At 42.8% G+C, this 20,643-nt stretch carries 12 protein-coding genes; 11 read left to right on the top strand and 1 reads right to left on the bottom strand.

What is annotated here, in order from left to right:
* Nucleotides 1-40 precede the first annotated feature (40 nt).
* The 9 genes from QJ048_RS15335 (at nt 41) to QJ048_RS15295 (ending at nt 15,324) form a co-directional block, all read left to right on the top strand.
* Complete coding sequence (locus tag QJ048_RS15335) at nt 41-2,878, top strand: glycoside hydrolase family 95 protein (protein ID WP_282335273.1); 2,838 nt, start codon at nt 41-43, stop codon at nt 2,876-2,878.
* 2 nt (nt 2,879-2,880) lie between these two features.
* The gene (locus tag QJ048_RS15330) at nt 2,881-5,277 is read left to right on the top strand and encodes a glycoside hydrolase family 2 TIM barrel-domain containing protein (RefSeq protein ID WP_282335272.1); all 2,397 of its coding nucleotides are present in this window, start codon (nt 2,881-2,883) and stop codon (nt 5,275-5,277) included.
* Nucleotides 5,278-5,481: 204 nt separating this feature from the next.
* Nucleotides 5,482-8,832 carry a glycosyl hydrolase gene (locus QJ048_RS15325; protein WP_282335271.1) on the top strand — a complete coding sequence of 1,117 codons (3,351 nt, stop codon included), beginning with the start codon at nt 5,482-5,484 and terminating at the stop codon, nt 8,830-8,832.
* A gap of 133 nt (nt 8,833-8,965) precedes the next feature.
* Nucleotides 8,966-10,072 carry a glycoside hydrolase family protein gene (locus QJ048_RS15320; RefSeq protein WP_282335270.1) on the top strand — a complete coding sequence of 369 codons (1,107 nt, stop codon included), beginning with the start codon at nt 8,966-8,968 and terminating at the stop codon, nt 10,070-10,072.
* 291 nt (nt 10,073-10,363) lie between these two features.
* The gene (locus QJ048_RS15315) at nt 10,364-10,810 is read left to right on the top strand and encodes a MaoC family dehydratase (RefSeq protein WP_282335269.1); all 447 of its coding nucleotides are present in this window, start codon (nt 10,364-10,366) and stop codon (nt 10,808-10,810) included.
* Nucleotides 10,810-11,982: a CaiB/BaiF CoA transferase family protein gene (locus QJ048_RS15310; protein ID WP_282335268.1), complete on the top strand. Its 1,173-nt coding sequence runs from the start codon at nt 10,810-10,812 to the stop codon at nt 11,980-11,982. The genes QJ048_RS15315 and QJ048_RS15310 overlap by 1 nt, the downstream gene beginning before the upstream one ends.
* A 2-nt stretch (nt 11,983-11,984) precedes the next feature.
* Nucleotides 11,985-13,133: a CaiB/BaiF CoA transferase family protein gene (locus QJ048_RS15305; RefSeq protein ID WP_282335267.1), complete on the top strand. Its 1,149-nt coding sequence runs from the start codon at nt 11,985-11,987 to the stop codon at nt 13,131-13,133.
* 240 nt (nt 13,134-13,373) lie between these two features.
* Nucleotides 13,374-14,231: an amidohydrolase family protein gene (locus QJ048_RS15300; RefSeq protein WP_282335266.1), complete on the top strand. Its 858-nt coding sequence runs from the start codon at nt 13,374-13,376 to the stop codon at nt 14,229-14,231.
* Nucleotides 14,232-14,289: 58 nt separating this feature from the next.
* Nucleotides 14,290-15,324, top strand: a complete 1,035-nt coding sequence (locus tag QJ048_RS15295; protein ID WP_282335265.1) for a Gfo/Idh/MocA family protein — start codon at nt 14,290-14,292, stop codon at nt 15,322-15,324.
* A 72-nt stretch (nt 15,325-15,396) separates the two neighbouring features.
* Here the strand turns inward: QJ048_RS15295 and QJ048_RS15290 are convergent, their stop codons facing one another.
* On the bottom strand, nt 15,397-16,308 hold the full coding sequence (locus QJ048_RS15290) for an AraC family transcriptional regulator (protein WP_282335264.1): 912 nt from the start codon (nt 16,306-16,308) through the stop codon (nt 15,397-15,399).
* A gap of 153 nt (nt 16,309-16,461) precedes the next feature.
* Between QJ048_RS15290 and QJ048_RS15285 the strand changes: the two genes are divergently transcribed.
* A complete protein-coding gene (locus QJ048_RS15285; RefSeq protein WP_282335263.1) occupies nt 16,462-17,160 on the top strand; it encodes a DUF3826 domain-containing protein in 699 nt (232 codons plus the stop codon).
* An 81-nt stretch (nt 17,161-17,241) separates the two neighbouring features.
* Nucleotides 17,242-20,616, top strand: coding sequence for a SusC/RagA family TonB-linked outer membrane protein (locus tag QJ048_RS15280; protein ID WP_282335262.1), 3,375 nt, complete (start codon nt 17,242-17,244; stop codon nt 20,614-20,616).
* Nucleotides 20,617-20,643: the final 27 nt, after the last annotated feature.

The following is a 20,643-nucleotide window of genomic DNA, read 5'->3' as shown; positions in this document are numbered from 1 at the left end:
GGTTAAACCAAAATTCAAAAGCCTGTAACAATCGATCCAGATGCTGAAATTTAAATCTTTACGGCTACTCATTTTTTCAACATTGTGTTGTGCAACAACAAATGCGCAGGATAGTAATCTGCAATTATGGTACAACAAACCTGCTGAGAAATGGACAGAAGCTTTGCCAATAGGCAATGGGTATTTGGGAGCAATGATTTTTGGAGGCGTGGAGAACGATAGAATTCAATTTAATGAAGCTACTTTGTGGAGTGATGGGCCGAGAGATTACAATCGAAAAGGAGCGTATCTATACCTTGATCCTATTAGAAAGTTGCTGGCAGAAGGCAAACAAAAAGAAGCAGAAGAACTGGCGCAGGAACATTTCATGGGTATGAGAAGTAATGAAGAAGGCTATGAAGCGAGGAAAAAGGAATGGTTGGTAAAAGTGAAAGGAGATGTGATTATTAACTCTTCTCAATGGAACAATGCACAATGGAAGGATATGCAACTGCCAACGCTGAACGGCTGGGAAACCGCTGGCCTTGAAGGATTGGACGGCGCAGTTTGGTTCAAAACAACTTTCACTTTACCTGATAGTTGGCAAGGTAAAGATCTGCTGATCAGTTTGGGAAAGATCCGTGATCTTGACATTACCTACATCAACGGCAAACAAGTCGGAAGCACGGAAGATATTACTGCCAACAGATTGTACACTATACCTGCAAGTATACTTAAAAAAGGAACGAATGAAATTGAAATACAAGTTATCAATTATTTCGACAAAGGTGGTTTTGCTGGAACAAAAGGTGACCGTGAAATATTTGCCGTTTATCCAAAGGAAAGAAACGGAAAAGAAAGTGTAAAACTTAATCCTGTTTGGCAATACTGGGTTCAGAATGATGACGCGCCGGCAATGCCAAGATACCAGGCGGACTACCAGCCTTTTGGTGAATTGCAATTAAAAACGTCCGTGGCTAACGCAACTGAATATCGCAGAACATTGGACATAGCAAATGCCGTTTCAACTGTAACGTACAAAAGCGGCAATGTTGTTTATACAAAGGAATATCTCGCAAATTATCCGGAGAGTATAATTGCGATTCAGTTGAAATCTTCTGCAAAAGGCAGGCTGAATTATAACGCCAGCTTTACTACTGTCCATAAGAATTACAGGATACACGCAATAGATGGTCATACATTGGCACTCGACGTTGCTGTGAAAAATGGTGCGATGAATGGAACTGCTTATTTGTACGTTGATAATACAAATGGCAAAGTAGAAGTGACAGACAAAGAAATTAAAATAAGCAACAGCGATGAAGCGACACTCTATCTTATCGCTGCTACCAATTTCAAAAACTATCGTGATGTATCTGCAGACGCGAACGCTATTTGCAAAGCGAAACTAGTATCAATTAAAAAGTTGGTCTATGAAAAAGTGAAAGCAGCGCACATTGCCGACTACAAAAGATACTTTGATAAATTTTCACTTCAATTAAGTAATGGCGCTGCAAATGCAGGTGTGCCAACCGATGAAAGAATCAAACAGTTTTCGATAACAAAAGATCCGGCGTTGGTGACGCTTTATGTGCAGTACGCAAGGTATTTGATGTTGTCATCGTCGAGACAAGGAACGAATGCGGCAAATCTGCAAGGCATTTGGAACGATTTGCTCACGCCGCCATGGGGCAGCAAATACACGACCAATATCAATTTGGAAATGAACTATTGGCCATCTGAGTCGCTCAATTTATCAGCGTGTACACAACCTCTTTTCAAATTGATCAAAGAGGTTGCAGAAGCGGGCAAAGAAACGGCAAAAGAATATTACAACGCACCGGGTTTTGTGTTGCATCACAATACAGACCAGTGGAGGGGGACAGTGCCAATCAACGCAAGTAATCACGGCATTTGGGTGACCGGTGGAGCATGGCTCTCCACGCATCTTTGGGAGCATTATTTATTTACACAGGATAAAAGTTTTCTTCAAAATGAAGCTTATCCAGTGATGAAAGCGGCTTCTGATTTCTTCGTTCATTTCTTAGTCAAGGATGAAACAACAGGCTGGCTGATCAGCACACCATCCAACTCTCCGGAACACGGTGGATTGGTTGCGGGGCCAACGATGGATCATCAGATCATTCGCGAACTCTTCAGTAATACGATTGAAGCGGCTAAAGTTTTAGGTACGGATGAATCTTTCAGAAAATTATTGCAACAAAAATATGATAGTATAGCGCCTAATCAAATCGGCAAATACGGGCAGTTGCAGGAGTGGTTGCAGGACAAAGATGATTCAAGCGACACACATCGTCACGTTTCGCATTTGTGGGGTGTTTATCCCGGAAAAGACATTACATGGAGTAATGAAAAAATGATGAAAGCCGCGAGGCAATCATTGTTGTATCGCGGCGATGATGGCACTGGTTGGAGCATTGCATGGAAAGTAAATCTGTGGGCAAGATTTAAAGATGGTGATCATGCTATGAAAATGTTGCAGAAGTTATTGTCAGATGCTACTGCAGGCAAAGGAAGTGAAAGTGGTGGCGTTTATCCAAATTTGTTTGATGCACATCCGCCGTTTCAAATCGATGGCAATTTTGGTGGTGCTGCAGGTGTTGCTGAAATGCTGGTGCAAAGCCATATGGGTTATATTGAACTTTTGCCGGCATTGCCGTCTTCTTTGCAAAGCGGCATTATAAAAGGTGTTCGTGCAAGAGGAAATTTTACCATAAATATGCAATGGGAAAATGGAAAACTTAAACGTGCCGGGATTACGTCAAACGCAGGAAACAACTGTGTTGTAAAGTGCGGAGATAAAACGGTGACGTTTAAAACAGTGAAAGGAAGAACATATTCATTAAACCAGGCATTGATATTGATCCAAACAAAATGACCATGAAAATCAGGCTATACTTACTTGTTTTTATTTCGATCATTGGATGTGCAAATGTTTTTGCGCAAGCAAACGCAAGCGGCCCCATCTTGTTTGATGATGATTGGTTGTTTTGGCGAGGCGGTGCATTGGGTGGAGAGAAGCCAGACTACAGAGACGGTGATTGGAGAAAAGTAAGTCTGCCTCATGATTGGAGTATTGAAGATATGCCGGGTACAAATTCTCCGTTTAGCCCCTACGCGATAAGCCAGGTGAGTGGCGGCTTTACAACGGGTGGTACCGCGTGGTACAGAAAAAAGTTTTTTGTTGCCAAAGAGAAAAAAGATCAGCAAACCATTATTCAGTTTGACGGCGTTTACATGAACGCCGATGTTTGGTTAAATGGAAAACGTTTAGGCAATCATCCTTATGGGTACACTTCTTTCTGGTTTGATATTACAAGTTTCATCAAACCTGATACAATAAATATTATTGCTGTAAGAGTAAAGAACGAGGGCGAAAACAGCCGATGGTATTCAGGTTCCGGTATTTACAGACATGTTTGGTTGCAAACTTTTGATCCCGTTCATGTGTCGCACTGGGAGACTTTTGTTACTACATTGAATGCGTCGGAGGCAAAAGCAGCGGTAAAACTAAGCACGATTGTAAAGAATGAAACTAAACAAACTGCTGACATCCGTATTGTAACAAAAATATACGACAATCAAAATAGAGAAGTTGCACAACAAACTTCAACGCAACAGATAGCCGCTTCGGCAGAATTAAATCTAGAACAGCAGTTTAATATCGATCGACCAAAATTATGGTCAGTTGAAAGTCCTGTGCTGTACAAAGCCGTTGTGTCTTTATTTCGAAGCACTGAATTAATAAATGAAGAAACAACAAGTTTCGGTGTTAGAACCATTTCATTTGATGTGACAAACGGTTTTCAATTGAATGGAAAAACAATGAAGCTGAAAGGTGGTTGTATGCATCACGACAATGGGCCGTTGGGGGCAGCAGCTTATGACAGAGCAGAGGAAAGAAAAATTGAATTGCTGAAAACTGCTGGTTATAATGCTATCAGGACATCACATAATCCACCGTCTCCGGCGCTATTGAATGCATGTGACCGCTTGGGCATGCTCGTGCTGGAAGAAGCATTTGATATGTGGCGCGAAAAAAAGAACACAGATGATTATCATCGCTTCTTTGATAAAGAGTGGAAGAACGACATCGAAAGCATGGTGAAGCGCGACAGAAACCATCCATCCATTATCATGTGGAGCACAGGCAATGAAATACCAAACAGAGATAAACCGGAGGTGGCTGCTGTTTCTAAAATGCTTACGGAGCATATTCATTCACTGGATGCAACGCGTCCTGTAACATGCGGTGTTAATGGAGTGGGGCCGGATAAGGATTCATTGTTCGCTACAATGGATGTTGCAGGTTATAACTACGCAGTCGATAAATATGAAACAGATCATCAGCGTGTGCCGAAAAGAGTAATGTATGCATCGGAGTCTTTTGCTATTGATGCCTTGAATTACTGGAACGCTGTTGAAAAATATCCGTGGGTGATCGGTGATTTCGTTTGGACCGCTTATGATTATATCGGCGAAGCAAGCATTGGTTGGCTCGGTTATCCGCAGCGAGGTTGGTTCTATCCCTGGAACTTAGCGTATTGTGGTGATATTGATGTTTGCGGTTGGAAAAGGCCTCAGTCATATTATCGCGATGCAATATGGAAAAACGGAACGCCGCTTTCCATTTTTGTAGCGCCACCAACGCCAACGTTCCCCGATAAAAATCCCGGATTGGAAAAGTGGAGTACGTGGGACTGGCAGGATGTTCAACCAAGCTGGAGCTGGAAGGGTAGTGAAGGAAAGCTTTTAGTTGTACGTGTTTACAGCGATGCAGGGCAGATTGAGCTTTTCCTTAACGGCAAATCATTAGGAAAAAAATATAGTGGCAAAGACAGTGCTTACACAGCCACATGGCATGTGCCTTATACGCAGGGCACATTGAAAGCTGTTGCTTACAACGGTTCTGTGAAAATTGCAGAAACTCAATTACAAACCGCAGGTGTGGTTTCCCAAATTAAAATGCAGGCAGACAGAAATGTGATTCATGCGGATGGACAGGATTTAAGTTATGTAACGGTTGAGTTAACAGATGCGAAAGGTGTTCGCAATTTTGGTGCTGAAGATTTACTGAAATTTTCAATTAAAGGAGGAACGATTATAGGTGTAGGAAACGCCAATCCGAAAAGTGTTGAAAGTTGCCAGCAACCTCAACGTAAGGCTTGGCAGGGTAGATGTTTGGTGATTGTGAAAGCTAGCAAGCAAAAAGGCGATATTGTTTTGAAAGCAAGAAGTGGAGTGTTGAAAGGCGAAGTAAAGATTGCTGCGCAATAGGAGAGAAAGAACGCTGATTTTCATGATTGTCAAGATTAGTGATGATTTGATATTTGAGATGCTAGTGCGTAAAACATCAAATCTCACGCTCTCCGAAGCTTTTAGCTTCGGAGGAATATTCTATCGCCTCTGGCGATACTAGTTGCCAAAGGCAATAGAATAATGCTGCAAGACTACAAGTCTTGCAGAGCAGATAAATCAAGAATGAAGAAAGTTTTATTATACATCATTATCACCTTTTTGTCTGTACAGTTATTTGCGCAGACTGATACTTCGTTTTCGCGACCGTGGGTGTTTTGGTATTGGATGCAGGGAGCGGTTTCAAAGGAAGGCATAACCGCTGATCTGCAGGCAATGAAAGCGTCCGGCATTGGTGGCGCTTATTTGATGCCCATACAATCCCCAGGAGAGAAACCTTTGGTAGACACACCGACCATTCAGCTTTCACCGCGTTGGTGGCAGATGGTGAATTTTGCTTTTAAAGAAGCGAAACGTTTGGGATTGCAAATAGGTATGCACTATAGTGATGGTTTTGCATTGGGTGGAGGCCCTTGGATAAAGCCTGAAATGTCCATGCAGAAAATTGTGAGTGTTGATACTATTGTAGAAGGCAACGCAGCCTTTAACGCAATCTTGCCAAAACCGCAATACAATGAAAATTATTATCACGACATAAAAATTCTGGCGTATCCTACACCTCATGACGCAGATATTTCTACACGCAGTACAGTGCCAGTTGTTACAACAAATATTGAGGGAGCGAATGCACAATTGCTGGTTAAGCGTGGAAATAAAGAAGGCGTAAAAAGTGATAAACCTTGCTGGATTCAATACTCCTTTCAGCAACCATTTACTTGTCGCTCAATTTTGATTACAACGGGGGGAAATAATTACCAGTCGCATCGCTTAAAAATAGAAGTGAGTGATGATGGAACGAATTTCAGATTTGTAACGCAGCTAACTCCTCCGCGTCATGGCTGGCAGGATACAGATGCACCTGTTACGCATGTGATAGAACCCGTTACTGCAAAGTATTTTCGATTTACATACGATAAAGAAGGAACAGAACCAGGGTCTGAAGACCTAGATGCGGCGAAGTGGAAGCCAGTTTTGAAACTGAATGGGCTGGAATTGTTTGGCAAACCCCAGATCAACCAGTATGAAGGAAAAACAGGAGAAGTATGGCGCATCAGTTTGCCAACGACATCGCAACAAGTGTCTGATGCAATGTGTGTGCAGCTTTCATCGATTGTTGATCTTTCCAAATTTGTAGATGCAGATGGTCGCCTGCAATGGAAAGTGCCGGCTGGCAAATGGACAATCCTGCGAATAGGGCATACTTCAACCGAGCATACCAATGCTACAGGTGGCGGCGGTAAAGGACTTGAGTGTGATAAGTTTAATGTAGATGCGATCAAATTGCAGTTCGACAATTGGTTTGGAGCAGTGTATAAGAATACAGATCAGGGATTGGCGCAACAGGTGTTGAAAGTGTTTCATGTGGATAGTTGGGAATGCGGCAGTCAGAACTGGTCATCAAATTTTGCAGCAGAATTTGCAAAGCGACGCGGGTATGACATGATGCGGTATTTGCCTGTGATGACAGGTGTTCCCGTCGAAAGCGCAGATGTTTCAGAGCGTTTTCTGCGTGATGTAAGACAAACGATCGTTGATCTAATTGGGGACAAATTTTATGCAACCCTAGCGAAACTTTCGCATGAAAAGGGATGCTTGTTTACTGCAGAAAGTGTAGCGCCAACAATGACAAGTGATGGTATGCTACACTATAAGTATGTTGACATACCAATGGGTGAATTTTGGTTGAGAAGTCCAACCCATGACAAGCCCAATGATATGCTGGACGCGATTTCTGCAGCACATATCTATAAAAAGAGAATTATCCAGGCAGAAGGCTTTACTGAGTTAAGAATGGCATGGGATGAACACCCTGCCATGTTAAAATCTTTGCTGGATCGCAATTATGCTTTAGGCATCAATCGCATGGTATATCATGTGTTTGCGCACAATCCGTGGTTAGATAGAAAGCCGGGCATGACGCTCAATTCTGTTGGCTTGTATTTTCAACGCGATCAAACATGGTGGAAGCCCGGTGCGGCCTGGGTTGAGTATGCGATACGTTGTCAGAAGTTATTGCAGCGTGGAGTACCTGTCGCTGATGTTGCAGTATTTACAGGAGAAGAAATTCCGAGGCGTTCCATTTTGCCTGAAAGGCTTATTTATACATTGCCCGGTGTGATGGGAAAAGACGAGTTTGAAAGGGAGGAAAAACGTTTGCAAAATGTTGGTGTACCTGTTAAAGAAATGCCCGCGAGTGTTTGGAGCACAAATATTTCAGAACCCAAAGATTGGGTAAATCCGTTAAATGGCTATGCGTATGATTGCATCAATGTTGATGCCTTGCTGACCGCTGAAGTAAAGAATGGCCGTATCGCATTGCCGGGCGGAGCGATTTACCGGGTGCTCGTTATTCCTTCAAAACATCCGATGTTGACCGATGGTACGATTATGAGCCTTCCAGTTGCAAAGCACATATTGCAATTGGTGAAACAAGGCGCTAATATTTTGCTTCCTGATGGATTAAAAGAAACGACGGGATTGGCATCTTCAAAAGATGATGCGGTTTTAAAAAGTATCCTCGACGAAATTCGTAGTACCGGCAAAGAGCGGGTTGCAGAAGTGCCTTATCTGAAAAGTGATTTTGAAAACTTCGGGTTACAGCGCGATGTGATTTTTACCGACAACCGGAATAGCCCGATTAAGAATATTGCTTACACGCATAGAGTTGATGGTAGTACGGATATTTATTTCATCAGTAATCAGGGTGATAAACCTGTTTCAGTCAATGCTTCGCTGAGGGTATCAGGAGGTGTAGCAGAAATCTATGATGCTGTAACAAACCGGACGTTGTCTGCAAAAAACTGGAAAGTGGCTAACGGAAGAACATTGCTGCCATTAGGTCTTGAAGCAAGTGGATCTTTGTTTGTGATCATAAAAAAAGACGTCGGTAAGAAAGTGAAATCTTCTACAGGATATAATCGTTTCGAGTTTACGACACTTTCTACTATGAATAGTTCGTGGAATGTTATGTTTGACAAAACATATGGTGGGCCGGTAGAATCACAGGAATTCAAAACACTTGCGGATTGGACGGTCAATAGCAATGATAGTGTGAAGTATTATTCAGGCACCGCAATTTATTCGACAACTTTTAACTGGAATGCGTTGGCCGTAAGCAACAGAATATGGTTAGATGTGGGAGTGGTAAACAACATTGCACAAATAAAAGTGAATGGAGTAAACTGCGGCGTCGCGTGGACGGCGCCTTATCGGGTGGATATCACAAAGGCGTTGAAAGTTGGAGTGAATAAGTTGGAAATAGAAGTAACGAATACTTGGGCAAACAGATTGATCGGAGATCATTCATTGCCGGAAGCGGAAAGGGTTACGAATACAGAATCGCCGTATAGACTAGAAGGTAAGCCTTTGATACCGGCGGGTTTGCTGGGGCCGGTGGTGTTGTTGAAGGAGAAATAGCGAGGCATTGCTTGCTAGCACAATGCTCAATAGAATACAACAGTTGACGAGTGCGACGCAAGAAAAGTTCAATAGTAGCAATATGGCCGGGCTCAAAAATGTCCTGATGATTTTTTACGATTAAAAACAAAAAATGAAACGCTTTATATATTTCAAACTCTTTTTTGCATTAATAATTTCTTTTGCTGCGAAGGCACAAAACGTGAAAGAAGTGCCGCAGGCAACAATGCAAAAAATTTATGAAGAAGTCAAAACGCCTTATAAATATGGGCTTGTAGTTGTGCCGGAAAGCAACGAAAAGAAAATTGATTGCCCCACCGTCTTCCGCAAAGGAAATGAGTGGTACATGAGTTACATTCAATTTGACGGCCGTGGGTATGAAACATGGCTTGCAACAAGTAATGATTTATTGCAATGGAAAACATTGGGAAAAATGTTGTCATTCAGTGATACAACGCAGTGGGATACGCATCAGAAAGCCGGTTATGTGGCATTGGAAGATTATGCATGGGGCGGTTCTTGCAATCTTCAAAAGTATGATGGCAAATACTGGATGTCATATTTTGGCGGCAATGAAAGAGGGTATGAGGCTGGAGCGCTTGCGATAAGCATGGCCTACACTTCAGGCGATGCAGCAAAGGCGCACGAGTGGAAGCGGTTTCCTGCACCGGTTTTAACTGCGAAAGATAAAGATGTGAGATGGTGGGAAAATAAGAAGCTGTTTAAAAGTTCTATCATTTGGGATAAGCAAAAATTGACGGGTTACCCTTTCGTAATGTTCTATAATGCAAATGGAGATTCTGCTATTAACAATATTAAAACAAGATGGTATGAAAGGATCGGCATGGCTGTATCAAATGATATGAAAACATGGAAACGCTATGAGCAGGAGCCTGTAATGCATCATCCTGTTGGTATTACCGGCGATCCGGTGATCCAGAAAATTGGGGATGTATGGGTAATGTTTTATTTCGGTGCCTTCTGGAAAGGCAATAAGGACGGCGCCTACAATCGCTTTGCATGTTCATACGATCTTGTACATTGGACCGGCTGGACGGGCGATAATCTAATTCAATCTTCAGAGCCATTCGATGCGAAATGGGCTCACAAATCTTACGTAGTTAAGTACAAGGGCGTAGTTTATCATTTCTATTGTGCGGTTGACAAAGCTGATCATCGCGGCATTGCCGTGGCAACATCGGTTGATAAGGGCAAGAGTAAGGTGGAGTTTGTAAAATAGTTTCTTATTTGAGACGCGAAGACTTATCGCTAAGACGCTAAGGACACTAAGTTCCACTAAGGGAGGTCTAAAGTTGAACAACCCTTAGTGCGGCTAAGTGTCCTTAGTGCCTTAGTGGGAAACATTAGAGTCTAAGACTTTCTCGACTGTTGCACCTAGCACATCTCGCTCCGGGTAATAACAATCGAAATTGGAATATAATCCATCGCTTTTTGCAAATAATCTATTGCGCCAAACTGTTTTCCACGCTAAGTTCGCATTGTATCACAACCAGATTCAAAAGAGCGGAGTATGGCGCAAAACAGGTGGTTTGAGGAGATCCTTTTAGGCGAAGGCAGGCAAACCCTTTCGAAGGCAATTACAGAAAAGGATATTAATTTACATGCCGCGCAGACGGGTGATTTTTTTCCTCATCACATGGATGCAGAATGGTGCGAGACGCAGCCTTTTAAAAAACGGATGGCGCATGGTACACTGGTGTTTAGCATAGCAATAGGACTTACAGCTTCGGATATCAACGAATTGGCGATGACTTACGGCTATAACCGCCTTCGCTTTGTAAAACCGGTTTTTATCGACGATTCCATCAACGTTAAGACGACCATTGTTGCGAAAGAAGATCACAAGAAGCCTGGATTTGGATTAGTATTTGAATCAGTGGAAACATTTAACCAGCATAACGAACTGGTGATGGTTTGTGAGCACGTGTATCTCGTTCAACGAAAAACAATTGCTTGATGACCGACATTGTCTTGCCATTAAAAGGATTAGTTGTACTGGAGTTTTGCCAGTACCTCTCAGGCCCTTCAGCCGGTCTGCGACTTGCAGATCTTGGCGCAAGGGTGATAAAGATCGAGCATCCCGAAAAGGGAGAAGCCGGAAGAAAATTGTCCATCAAGAATCTCTGGGTGGGCAGCGACAGCTTGCTATTTCACACCATCAACAGGAACAAAGAAAGTTTTACAGCCGACCTTAAAGATGCGGAAGAATTGCAAACGGTTAAACAGCTGATTGCAAAGGCAGACGTGTTGATCCACAATTTCAGACCGGGAGTAATGGAGAAAATAGGGCTGGATTATTCTACTGTAAAACAAATTAATCCGTCACTCATTTACGCAGAAATTTCCGGTTACGGAAAAGCCGGTGCCTGGCAAGGCAAGCCGGGACAGGATTTGCTGTTGCAATCCATCACGGGTCTTGCATATGCAAGCGGCGACCAGGGTGATGCGCCTGTGCCTTGCGGTGTATCTATCGGTGATAATTTGTGTGGCGCACAGCTGGTACAAGGTATTTTAGCAGCACTCATCAGAAGACAAAAAACAGGTCAGGGTGCTTTAGTGGAAACAAGCTTAATGGAATCATTGCTTGACTTTCAGTTTGAGTTGTTGACCACTTATTTTGCTTCCGGACAACAACCCGTAAGAAGCAAGATAAGCAACGCCAATCCCTTGCTCAGTGCGCCCTACGGCGTTTATGCTACGCAGGATGGGTACCTTGCAATTGCCATGATGAGTCTTGCACAACTTGCCACCGCGATTGATTGCCATATTTTACATAGCTATTCGCAAAGCGATGCCTTTGCAAAAAGAGATGAAATAAAAGAACTGATTGCACAGCATGTTGCAGGCAATCGTTCTTCTTACTGGCTTGAAAAGTTGCATGCAGCTGGTTTGTGGTCAATGGAAATAATGGACTGGCAACAGCTTTCCACACATGAAGGTTATCTGTGCCTCGAAATGGAACAAACCATCAATGTTCCCGGAGCAGATATTACAACAACCAGATGTCCCATCAAAATAGACGGTAGCAGAATTTATTCCGGCACACCAGCTCCGTTGTTAGGAGAACACAATCAAAAAATTCAGGAGGAAATTTTAAGTGAGCATTTGTTCACGCAGCCAAAACTTTAGCCATGAAATTATTGCAGGACATCATTGTGTTGGATTTTAGTCAATTCTTATCGGGACCCTCAGCCAGTCTGAGGTTGGCCGACATGGGTGCTCAGGTAATCAAGATAGAGAAAAAGGGAACAGGCGATATCTGCCGCCAGCTTTACGTTTCAGACGTAATGATCGAAGGTGAGTCTACTATTTTTCACGCCATCAATCGTAACAAACAGAGCTATGCTGCAGATTTGAAAGATGAAGACGATCTGAAAAAAATCAAACAACTGATTGCAAAAGCAGATGTAATGATTCACAATTTCAGACCTGGTGTAATGAAGAGACTTGGTTTGACTTATGATGATGTGAAGAAAATAAATCCGCAAATTGTTTACGGCGAAGTAAGTGGTTATGGCGACGAAGGCCCGTGGAAAGGCTTGCCGGGACAGGATTTGCTGCTACAAGCTATCTCAGGCCTTTCGTGGCTGAGTCACAACAAAGACAAAAAGCCAACGCCAACAGGCGTGGCTGTTGTAGATATTTTAACCGGAACTCATCTGGCCCAGGGACTGCTGGCGGCATTGTATCGCCGTGGCGCTTTGGGAATAGGAGGGTTGGTGCAGGTAAGCATGCTGGAAAGTATTCTCGACTTCCAATTTGAATTGCTCACTTGTTTTTATAACGATGGAGGCCAATTGCCACAACGGAGTGCCATCAGTAATGGCAATGCCTATCTTTCCGCCCCATACGGCATCTACAAAACTGCTGACGGCTACATTGCGCTGGCAATGGGAGATATACCTATGCTCGGAAAGACGTTGGTTTGTAATGAATTAGATAGTTTCCAAGACAAAGACGAATGGTTCTCGAAGCGTGATGAAATTAAGAATGTCCTGACGGAACATCTTGGGCCGCAAACAACCGCACATTGGTTGTCGTTGCTGGAACCCGCTGGTATCTGGTGCTCGGAAGTCATGGACTATGACATGCTGATGCAGAAAGATGCTTACAAATTGTTGCACATGGAAATGGAAGTGCGTACCGGCGCTGGTCATACGGTGAGAACAACCCGGTGCCCTGTTCGCATTGATGGCAAAATGTTGGATTCAACTTTAGGTGCGCCTGTGTTAGGCGAACACAATGCAGAGATAGAAGAACAATTTTCGGTTACACCTTAAAAAATACTGTTTCCTCTCTCTATAGTACCAGTTTAACCATATTGAGCCCAATTTCGGGCAATTTTCTCCTAGAATGGTCGTAATCTCGTTCTAACGGTGCTTGCTATTATGGCAATTGCGCTATATTGCAGCTAGGTTACCTGGCTACAGAACGGATTTGTCATTTACATACCTTTCTTAACTGATGGTCGCCTCACAAAACTCTGATTTTAACCAATTTACAAGATTGCTTGAGGCTCCATGTTTAATCCGATTATTGATACACATATTCATGTTTGGGATCTTGATCATGCCAGGTATGCATGGTTGGACAACGAAAACCCTGTGCTCAAACGCACTTATAATATTCATGAAATTGAAAGCGACCGCAAGGAGCTGAATATTGTAAAAGGCGTTCTTGTACAGGCTGCCAATAACCTGGAAGATACTGACTGGATGCTGGAAGTGGCCTGCCACACAGATTGGATTGCCGGAGTAGTCGGCTGGCTTCCTTTGCAGGACCCGTTAAAAACGGAGCAGCTATTAGCCGAAAAATATCTTACCAATAAATACTTCAAAGGTGTTCGCCACCTGATTCACAACGAAACAAACGTTCAGTGGCTGTTGCAGGAAACAGTTTTGCAAAGTCTTGAAATCCTGGCGGGACACAACATAGCTTACGAAATAGTAGCTGTGCAGCTGGAGCACATCGAGGCAGCTATTGCTGTGGCAAAAAAAATACCGTCCTTACGCATGGTGTTTGATCACCTTAGCCAACCACCGATTAATCAAAACCAAAAATTCGAAAAATGGGCGGAGCTAATGAAAGAAGCCGCAAAGCATCCAAACTTTTACGCAAAAATTTCCGGACTTGGGCTTGCCGAGGATAACCAGACAATGCGCAAGGGGGATGAAATCGCTCCTTGCATATCATTTGCCGTGGAGCAGTTTGGCGAAAACCGTGTTTTCTGCGGAAGCGATTGGCCCGTTTCTTTAAAAGCCGAATCCTACAAGGAAACCTGGCAATGCTACAGGGAGGTTATAGAAAAACTTTTCGGCCAGGCTGTTAGCAAAAAAATATTCTGCGAAAATGCGCAACAGTTTTATAAATTGCCGTAAGGGCGAATCGCATTCGTCTTCTTGAATATTATTTGAACTTCAACATTACTTTGATCAAGTGAGTACAAGACCTATATACATTCTTGGCGCGGGTGGAATAGTGAATGATGCGCATTTGCCTGCTTATAAGATTTCTGGTTACAATGTCGCCGGAATTTTTGACGCGAATGAGGAAAAAGCAATCGCGACAGCCCATAAATTCGGCGTTCCCGCAGTTTTTGATTCATTGGAAACATTGGTGAAAAGTGTTCCTGCCAATGCCGTTTTTGATGTTGCCCTGCCTGCAAGTGCTTTCATTGAAACATTAAAGGCTTTGCCAAATGGCGCTAACGTGCTTTTGCAAAAGCCAATGGGAAACACATTAGAAGAAGCAAAGCAGATCAGGCAAATTGTCCATGAGAAGAAAATGTTAGCGGCGGTGAATTTTCAATTGCGCTATGCGCCGTTTGTCGCTATGGCGCGTTCAATCATTTCCCATGGAGATATAGGAGAGGTTTGCGATATTGAATTCAATATCAATGTTTACACGCCCTGGCAGTTGTGGGACTTTTTATATTCATTACCACGCGTTGAAATTTTATATCACAGCATTCATTACATCGACCTTATCAGAAGTTTCCTGGGCAATCCCAAAAGCGTTTATGCCAAAACAACAAAGCATCCGCGCATGAAGGAGCTTGCGTCTGTACGTTCCAACATTATTTTGGATTACGGCGAAATGATCAGGGCGAATATTCTTGTTAATCACTGCCATGATTTTGGTACAAAATATCAATGTTCGAATGTAAAGATAGAAGGCACCCGTGGCGCCATTAAGATTCAAATGGGCTTGAACATGAACTACCCGCAGGGCATGCCCGATGTATTTGAATATGTAATACTTGAAGAAGACAAAGAGCCGGAATGGAAAACACTTCCTGTTAACGGAACCTGGTTTCCGCACGCCTTTATTTATAGCATGGAACAAGTGCTCCTAGCCGCCGATGGTAAAATTCCAGCGCCTGATAATTCCGTTGACGACTGCATTTACACGATGGCATGTGTGGAAGCTGCGTATGCGTCGAGTGCGAAAGGAGGAGAGAAGATTCAGTAGAGACAAGGCACTGCCTTGTCTTGGTTCATCAATCATGTTGGCTGCGCAGACAAGGCACTGCCTTGTCTCTACCTAATCTTTCTTTACACTCCTATACTTCGTAGGCGGCATGCCGATTACTTTCGAGAATCTTCTGGAGAAATAATACGGATCATCAAAGCCCATTTGCGACGCCACTTCTTTAATGCAGAGATCGGTGAGATCCAGTTGCTGACAGGCTTTCTGCATTTTCATTTGAATGAAATAATCTATCGGCGAGTAGCCTGTTTTTTGTTTGAAGATGTCAGAGAAACGTGAGGTGGAGTAATCGTAACTGGCGCTAAGATCCGGAAGTGAAATGTTTTCGTGAATATGCTCCCGCATGAAGAGGATCGCGTTGTCTACACAATCATTTTTCTCTTTTGTATTTGCAATGCTATGTTTTGCGGCATATACAAAAAGCGTGAGAAAGTGCGGCAGGCACATGTTTGCGAAGAGCAGGTTGTCTGTACTGTAGCCCAGTTCAAGCGTTTTGTACATTTTATTAAACTGGGTAAAAATTTCCTCATTGCTTTTTATATATGCGGGTTTATAATGCTCCTGAACAGTACGCAACGAATTGAAATGTGGCAGCAGTTCTCCGCCAAAGTGTAGCCAGTAAATGCTCCATGGATTTTTTTCCATGCTTCCGTAGCTGTGCTCAACGTTTTGTGGCAAAATGAAAAACTCGTTTGGGCCCACTTCGTACTGTTTATCTTCTATTTTGTAGAAGCCATTACCGTCAACGCAGTAAAACAGGAAGTTTTCGGGCAATCCTTTCTTTCTGTAGGTGTAGTGGCCCTCTGCCTGTGGGTAATATCCAAGGCTGCAGAGGTACAACTGTTTCAACCACACATTGCTTTGGATATGTGATTTCACCAAAGGCTTTGGAATTTCTATACGCTGGCGGCCCTGGCCGTACCAGATATTTTTGTGCGAACCGCGCTTGTTTGTTTGTTCTTGCATATGGCAAAAAATCTTTGGGAACGATTGCGTAAAATCTCGTATGAATTTTACGATGGATTTTGCCTAAAAATAGGAAAATAATCCATTCAATTAGTAAAAGATGTCATTGTTAACCAATGTTAATATTATCATCTTTGAAAGATCAAAGCAGCCATGAAATTTAATAACAACGATGCATTTGCCAACTTACTGCCTGCCGTTCTGCTAACGGTACTCACCTTAATTACAGGTCAGGTGGTGTTGGGTCAAAACAACAACTCATCGGAAGAAAATGAAGCTGCTTACACTACCACCATCACAGAAAGATCCCAAAAAATAATCGCTCCTCTTAATCTCGACGGTTCCAAAAATCAAAAAATATGCGATATTGTGATGCAGCAATACAGGAACCTGAATGCTCTATATATATCCCGAGATAGTTTAGTGAGATTGGCCAAAGCTTCAAGCCCGGTAAATAACACTACCATCAATTCCATCGAAGATTCTACATCGGATTTAGTACGCAGGTTGCATGCACAATACATTGAAAAACTTATCGCGGAAAACTTAAGTGAACAACAGGTAACAGTGATAAAGGATGGTATGACATATGGCGTGTTGGATGTTACTTATAAAGCTTACCAGGATATGATCCCTGCGCTTACTGCTGTGCAGAAAGTGCAAATTAAAGCCTGGCTCACTGAAGCAAGAGAATATGCTATGGATGCCGAATCTTCAAAGAGAAAGCATGCATGCTTTAGAGTATACAAAGGAAAGATCAACGAATACCTTGCAACGCAGGGGTATGATCTGAAAAAAGAAGAAAAAGACTGGCAGGCACGATTACGGGAAGCAAGGGCAAAAAAAGGATAGAACCAGTCAAACAAAAAAGAGAGTACGAAACCAAAATAAACTTTTATTATTTACTAACGAACGCTATTAACTAATACTGCCATGAAAAAAATAGACGACGGCGCTATTAAAAAACTCGCACTTATCGTTGTAGCAGGCTTTGCGTTAGCCAACCCTGTTTTTTCGCAAAACCCTTCTACACCAACGACACAAACTGCACCAAAGGTTAATGTATCCGGAAAAGTTGTGGATGCCGACGGCAAGCCACTTCCAGGCGTTTCGGTCCTGGTTCAGGGTACAACGACCGCAACTCAGACAGCAGAAGACGGCACATTTAAATTAAGCGCTCCCGAGGGAGGCAAATTGTCGCTTTCACGAGTGGGTATGAAATATGTTTCCTACTCATTAGCGGGAAATAAGAATGGCATTGTGATCACCATGCAGCAAGAGAATAAAGACATGGACGAAGTAGTGGTGATTGGTTATGGTACACAGAAACAAAAAAACATCACAGGTGCTATCGTATCAGTTGACACAAAGAAATTGGAGGATATGCCTGTTGCAACAGTTACCGAAGCCCTAAGGGGTCAGGTGCCTGGCTTAAACGTTGTAGGTGGTAGTACCCGTCCCGGTCTAATGCCTACACTAAACATTCGCCAGCAATTCGACTTTGGTAAGGATGGTAGTAGTCCATTACCGTTAGTTATTATTGATGACGTGATACAATTAGATCCCCAGTCCGGCAAGCCGACTATGGATCAGTTCAATCTGCTTGATCTTTCTGAAGTGGAAAGTATCACTGTATTGAAAGATGCAAGCGCTGCTATCTACGGATCAAGAGCATCACAAGGCGCAATCATTGTTAAAACCAAACGAGGCAAACTTGGCATGCCAAGGATTTCTTACTCGGGCAAGTTTGAAATAAATGATGCAATAAGCCATGGTAAAGTAATGAATGCGCATGACTATGGTATATATTCCAACCGCATGGGTCGTGCCTTGAACTGGACAACAGCTAACATGTTCGACAGTACAGAGCTTGTGAAAATGGATTCACTGAACTATGACTGGCTGGGTGATGCATGGAAACCCGCAAATGCAATGCAGCATTCATTGAACGTAAGCGGTGGTAGCGACAGGGCAACTTACTACACCGGAGCCTCTTACTATTCGCAAACTGCAAACCTTGGTTCACAGGATTACAAGAAATTCACTTTCAGATCTGGCGTTGATGTAAAACTGGTTAACAATCTTAAATTGTCTGCAACCATTGCCGCCCAAAACTCTGATCTTGAAAAGTCTTTCACCAAAACAAGTGTGAACGATGGTTATGCAAACGGTGGTGAGCAGAATGACTATGGTATACTGCTGCACATGCCGAAGTATATTCCTTATAAGTACAATGTTAATGGTACGGATTATTTTATATCTCCCGCGCAAAGTGCAAAAACGGTTGCAGGTAACGTAACATCCTCGGCTGTAACAAGCATCAACTACTTTGCATTGTTGAATAACAATTCTAAAACTTTCAACAACACATTTGGTTACAACGCAAACTTCTCTTTGCAATATGATTTTCCTTTCCTTAAAGGCTTATCAGCGAAAGTATCTTACGCTATAGCTGGAACAAGCGGCAGAACTGAACAAAATGCGTTTGCTCCAATATTGGAGCGTGCTACCAACACGAACACTGCAGGTAATCACTTGTATAGTTCTCCTACAATAACGTGGGCCCCACCGGCAAAAGCCACAAACAATGCACGTGTTACTTATGATAATACCGTATCGAAGAATGTGCAGCAAAACTTCTATCTGACTTACGATCATTCTTTTGGCCGCCATAACATTTCTGCAATGGCGGGTGCTGAAAAATCAACGAATAACCTGGATGACAACTATCAAAACTATGCTTCGCCAAACGGTGATGTTTACAATGGTACATCTTTTACTTCTCTTGGTACGATTGATCCTACTACCACTCTTACGACAAAATATGCGGGAGGAAGTTTGTCTTACTTTGGACGTGTGAGCTACAACTATTCCAATAAATACATGGCACAGTTTGTAATTAGATCTGATGCTTCTACCCATTTTGCACCAGAGAACTACTGGGGAACTTTCCCTGGCGTATCGGCAGGTTGGGTGATATCTGAAGAAAACTGGTTCAAGGATAATGTGAACTGGGTGAATAACTTGAAAATACGTGCATCCCTGGGTAAAACAGGTAACGACAACGTTAAGCCATGGAAATGGATGCAGGTGTTCGATCTTACTCAGAAAGGTTTAGCTTTTGGTACCAATGGCGGTACATACACGTATGCTGCAAGTCCAAGCGTTACTCCTAACAGAGATATTAAATGGGACTGGACAATACAGCGTAACATCGGACTCGATTTCGCCGTATTGAAAAGCCGTTTGGCAATGAGCGTTGATTACTACTACAATTCAGGCCACGACATCTTAACGTACCTGACCGATAACCCTGCAGTGCCTGTCACTGAAGGCGGTGCCTTTGCGGACATGAACTACGTAGACATGAATGCCTGGGGTGCTGAGATTTCAGCAACATGGAAGGACCACGTTGGTAAAGTGAATTATTCTATTGGTATGAACTTTGGTTATTCAGATAACCGAATGACCAAGTATTTCGACAGACCATTCGACTATCCATCTTTGACGACTACGAGAAGACAGGTAGGTTATTCAACCATTACTCCAGCCTGGGGATTTAGAACCTGGAAACAAAACTCCACACACGATGGTCTTTTGCGTAACCAGGCTGATATAGACGCATACTGGCAATACCTGAGTGATCTTGCTGTAAAAGCAGGTAATGCTCCATCTTATATGGGCATAGTTGATAAAACGGCCATTAAGCCCGGCATGTTAGCTTATGAAGATATTGCAGGTAATAAAGATCTGAATTCAAAAACAGTAGCAGGTCAAAATGGACAGATCGTTCAGGACCAGGATTATGTGCAATTCGTTAAAAAGAACAGAACTTACGGTATTACTACTAATTTGGGTCTTACATGGAAAGGCATTAGCTTCCTGGCCCAGATCGGAACTTCATGGGGCGGTATAAACAAACTGGATTATATAAAACAGGCAACAGGTTCTGCTAACTTCTGGTGGTCACAGCCGGTTTACCTGAATGACATGTTCGATGCAACTGATAATCCGAACGGAAAATATCCTGGCCTTGCCTATTATGATACATTTAATGGCACCAACTCTGATTTCTTCCTTTTGCCAACTTTTCGCATGGTTATTCGCAGCATGAGTGTGGGTTACACCATTCCTGCACAAGTAACAAGGAAAGCAAAAATTGAAAATGCAAGAGTATTCATTTCAGGAATGAATTTGTGGGATCTTTATAACCCATATCCTAACCATTACCGCAATATGTATGATGCGCCAAATGTGACTTATCCTACATTGAGAACCTGGGCATTGGGTGTTAACCTTGGATTCTAAAATGATTTTTTGTTAAAGAATTAATCT

Source organism: Pinibacter soli (assembly GCF_029961145.1).
GTDB classification, from domain to species: domain Bacteria; phylum Bacteroidota; class Bacteroidia; order Chitinophagales; family Chitinophagaceae; genus Pinibacter; species Pinibacter soli.
This window is presented reverse-complemented; position numbering and strand designations above follow the sequence as displayed.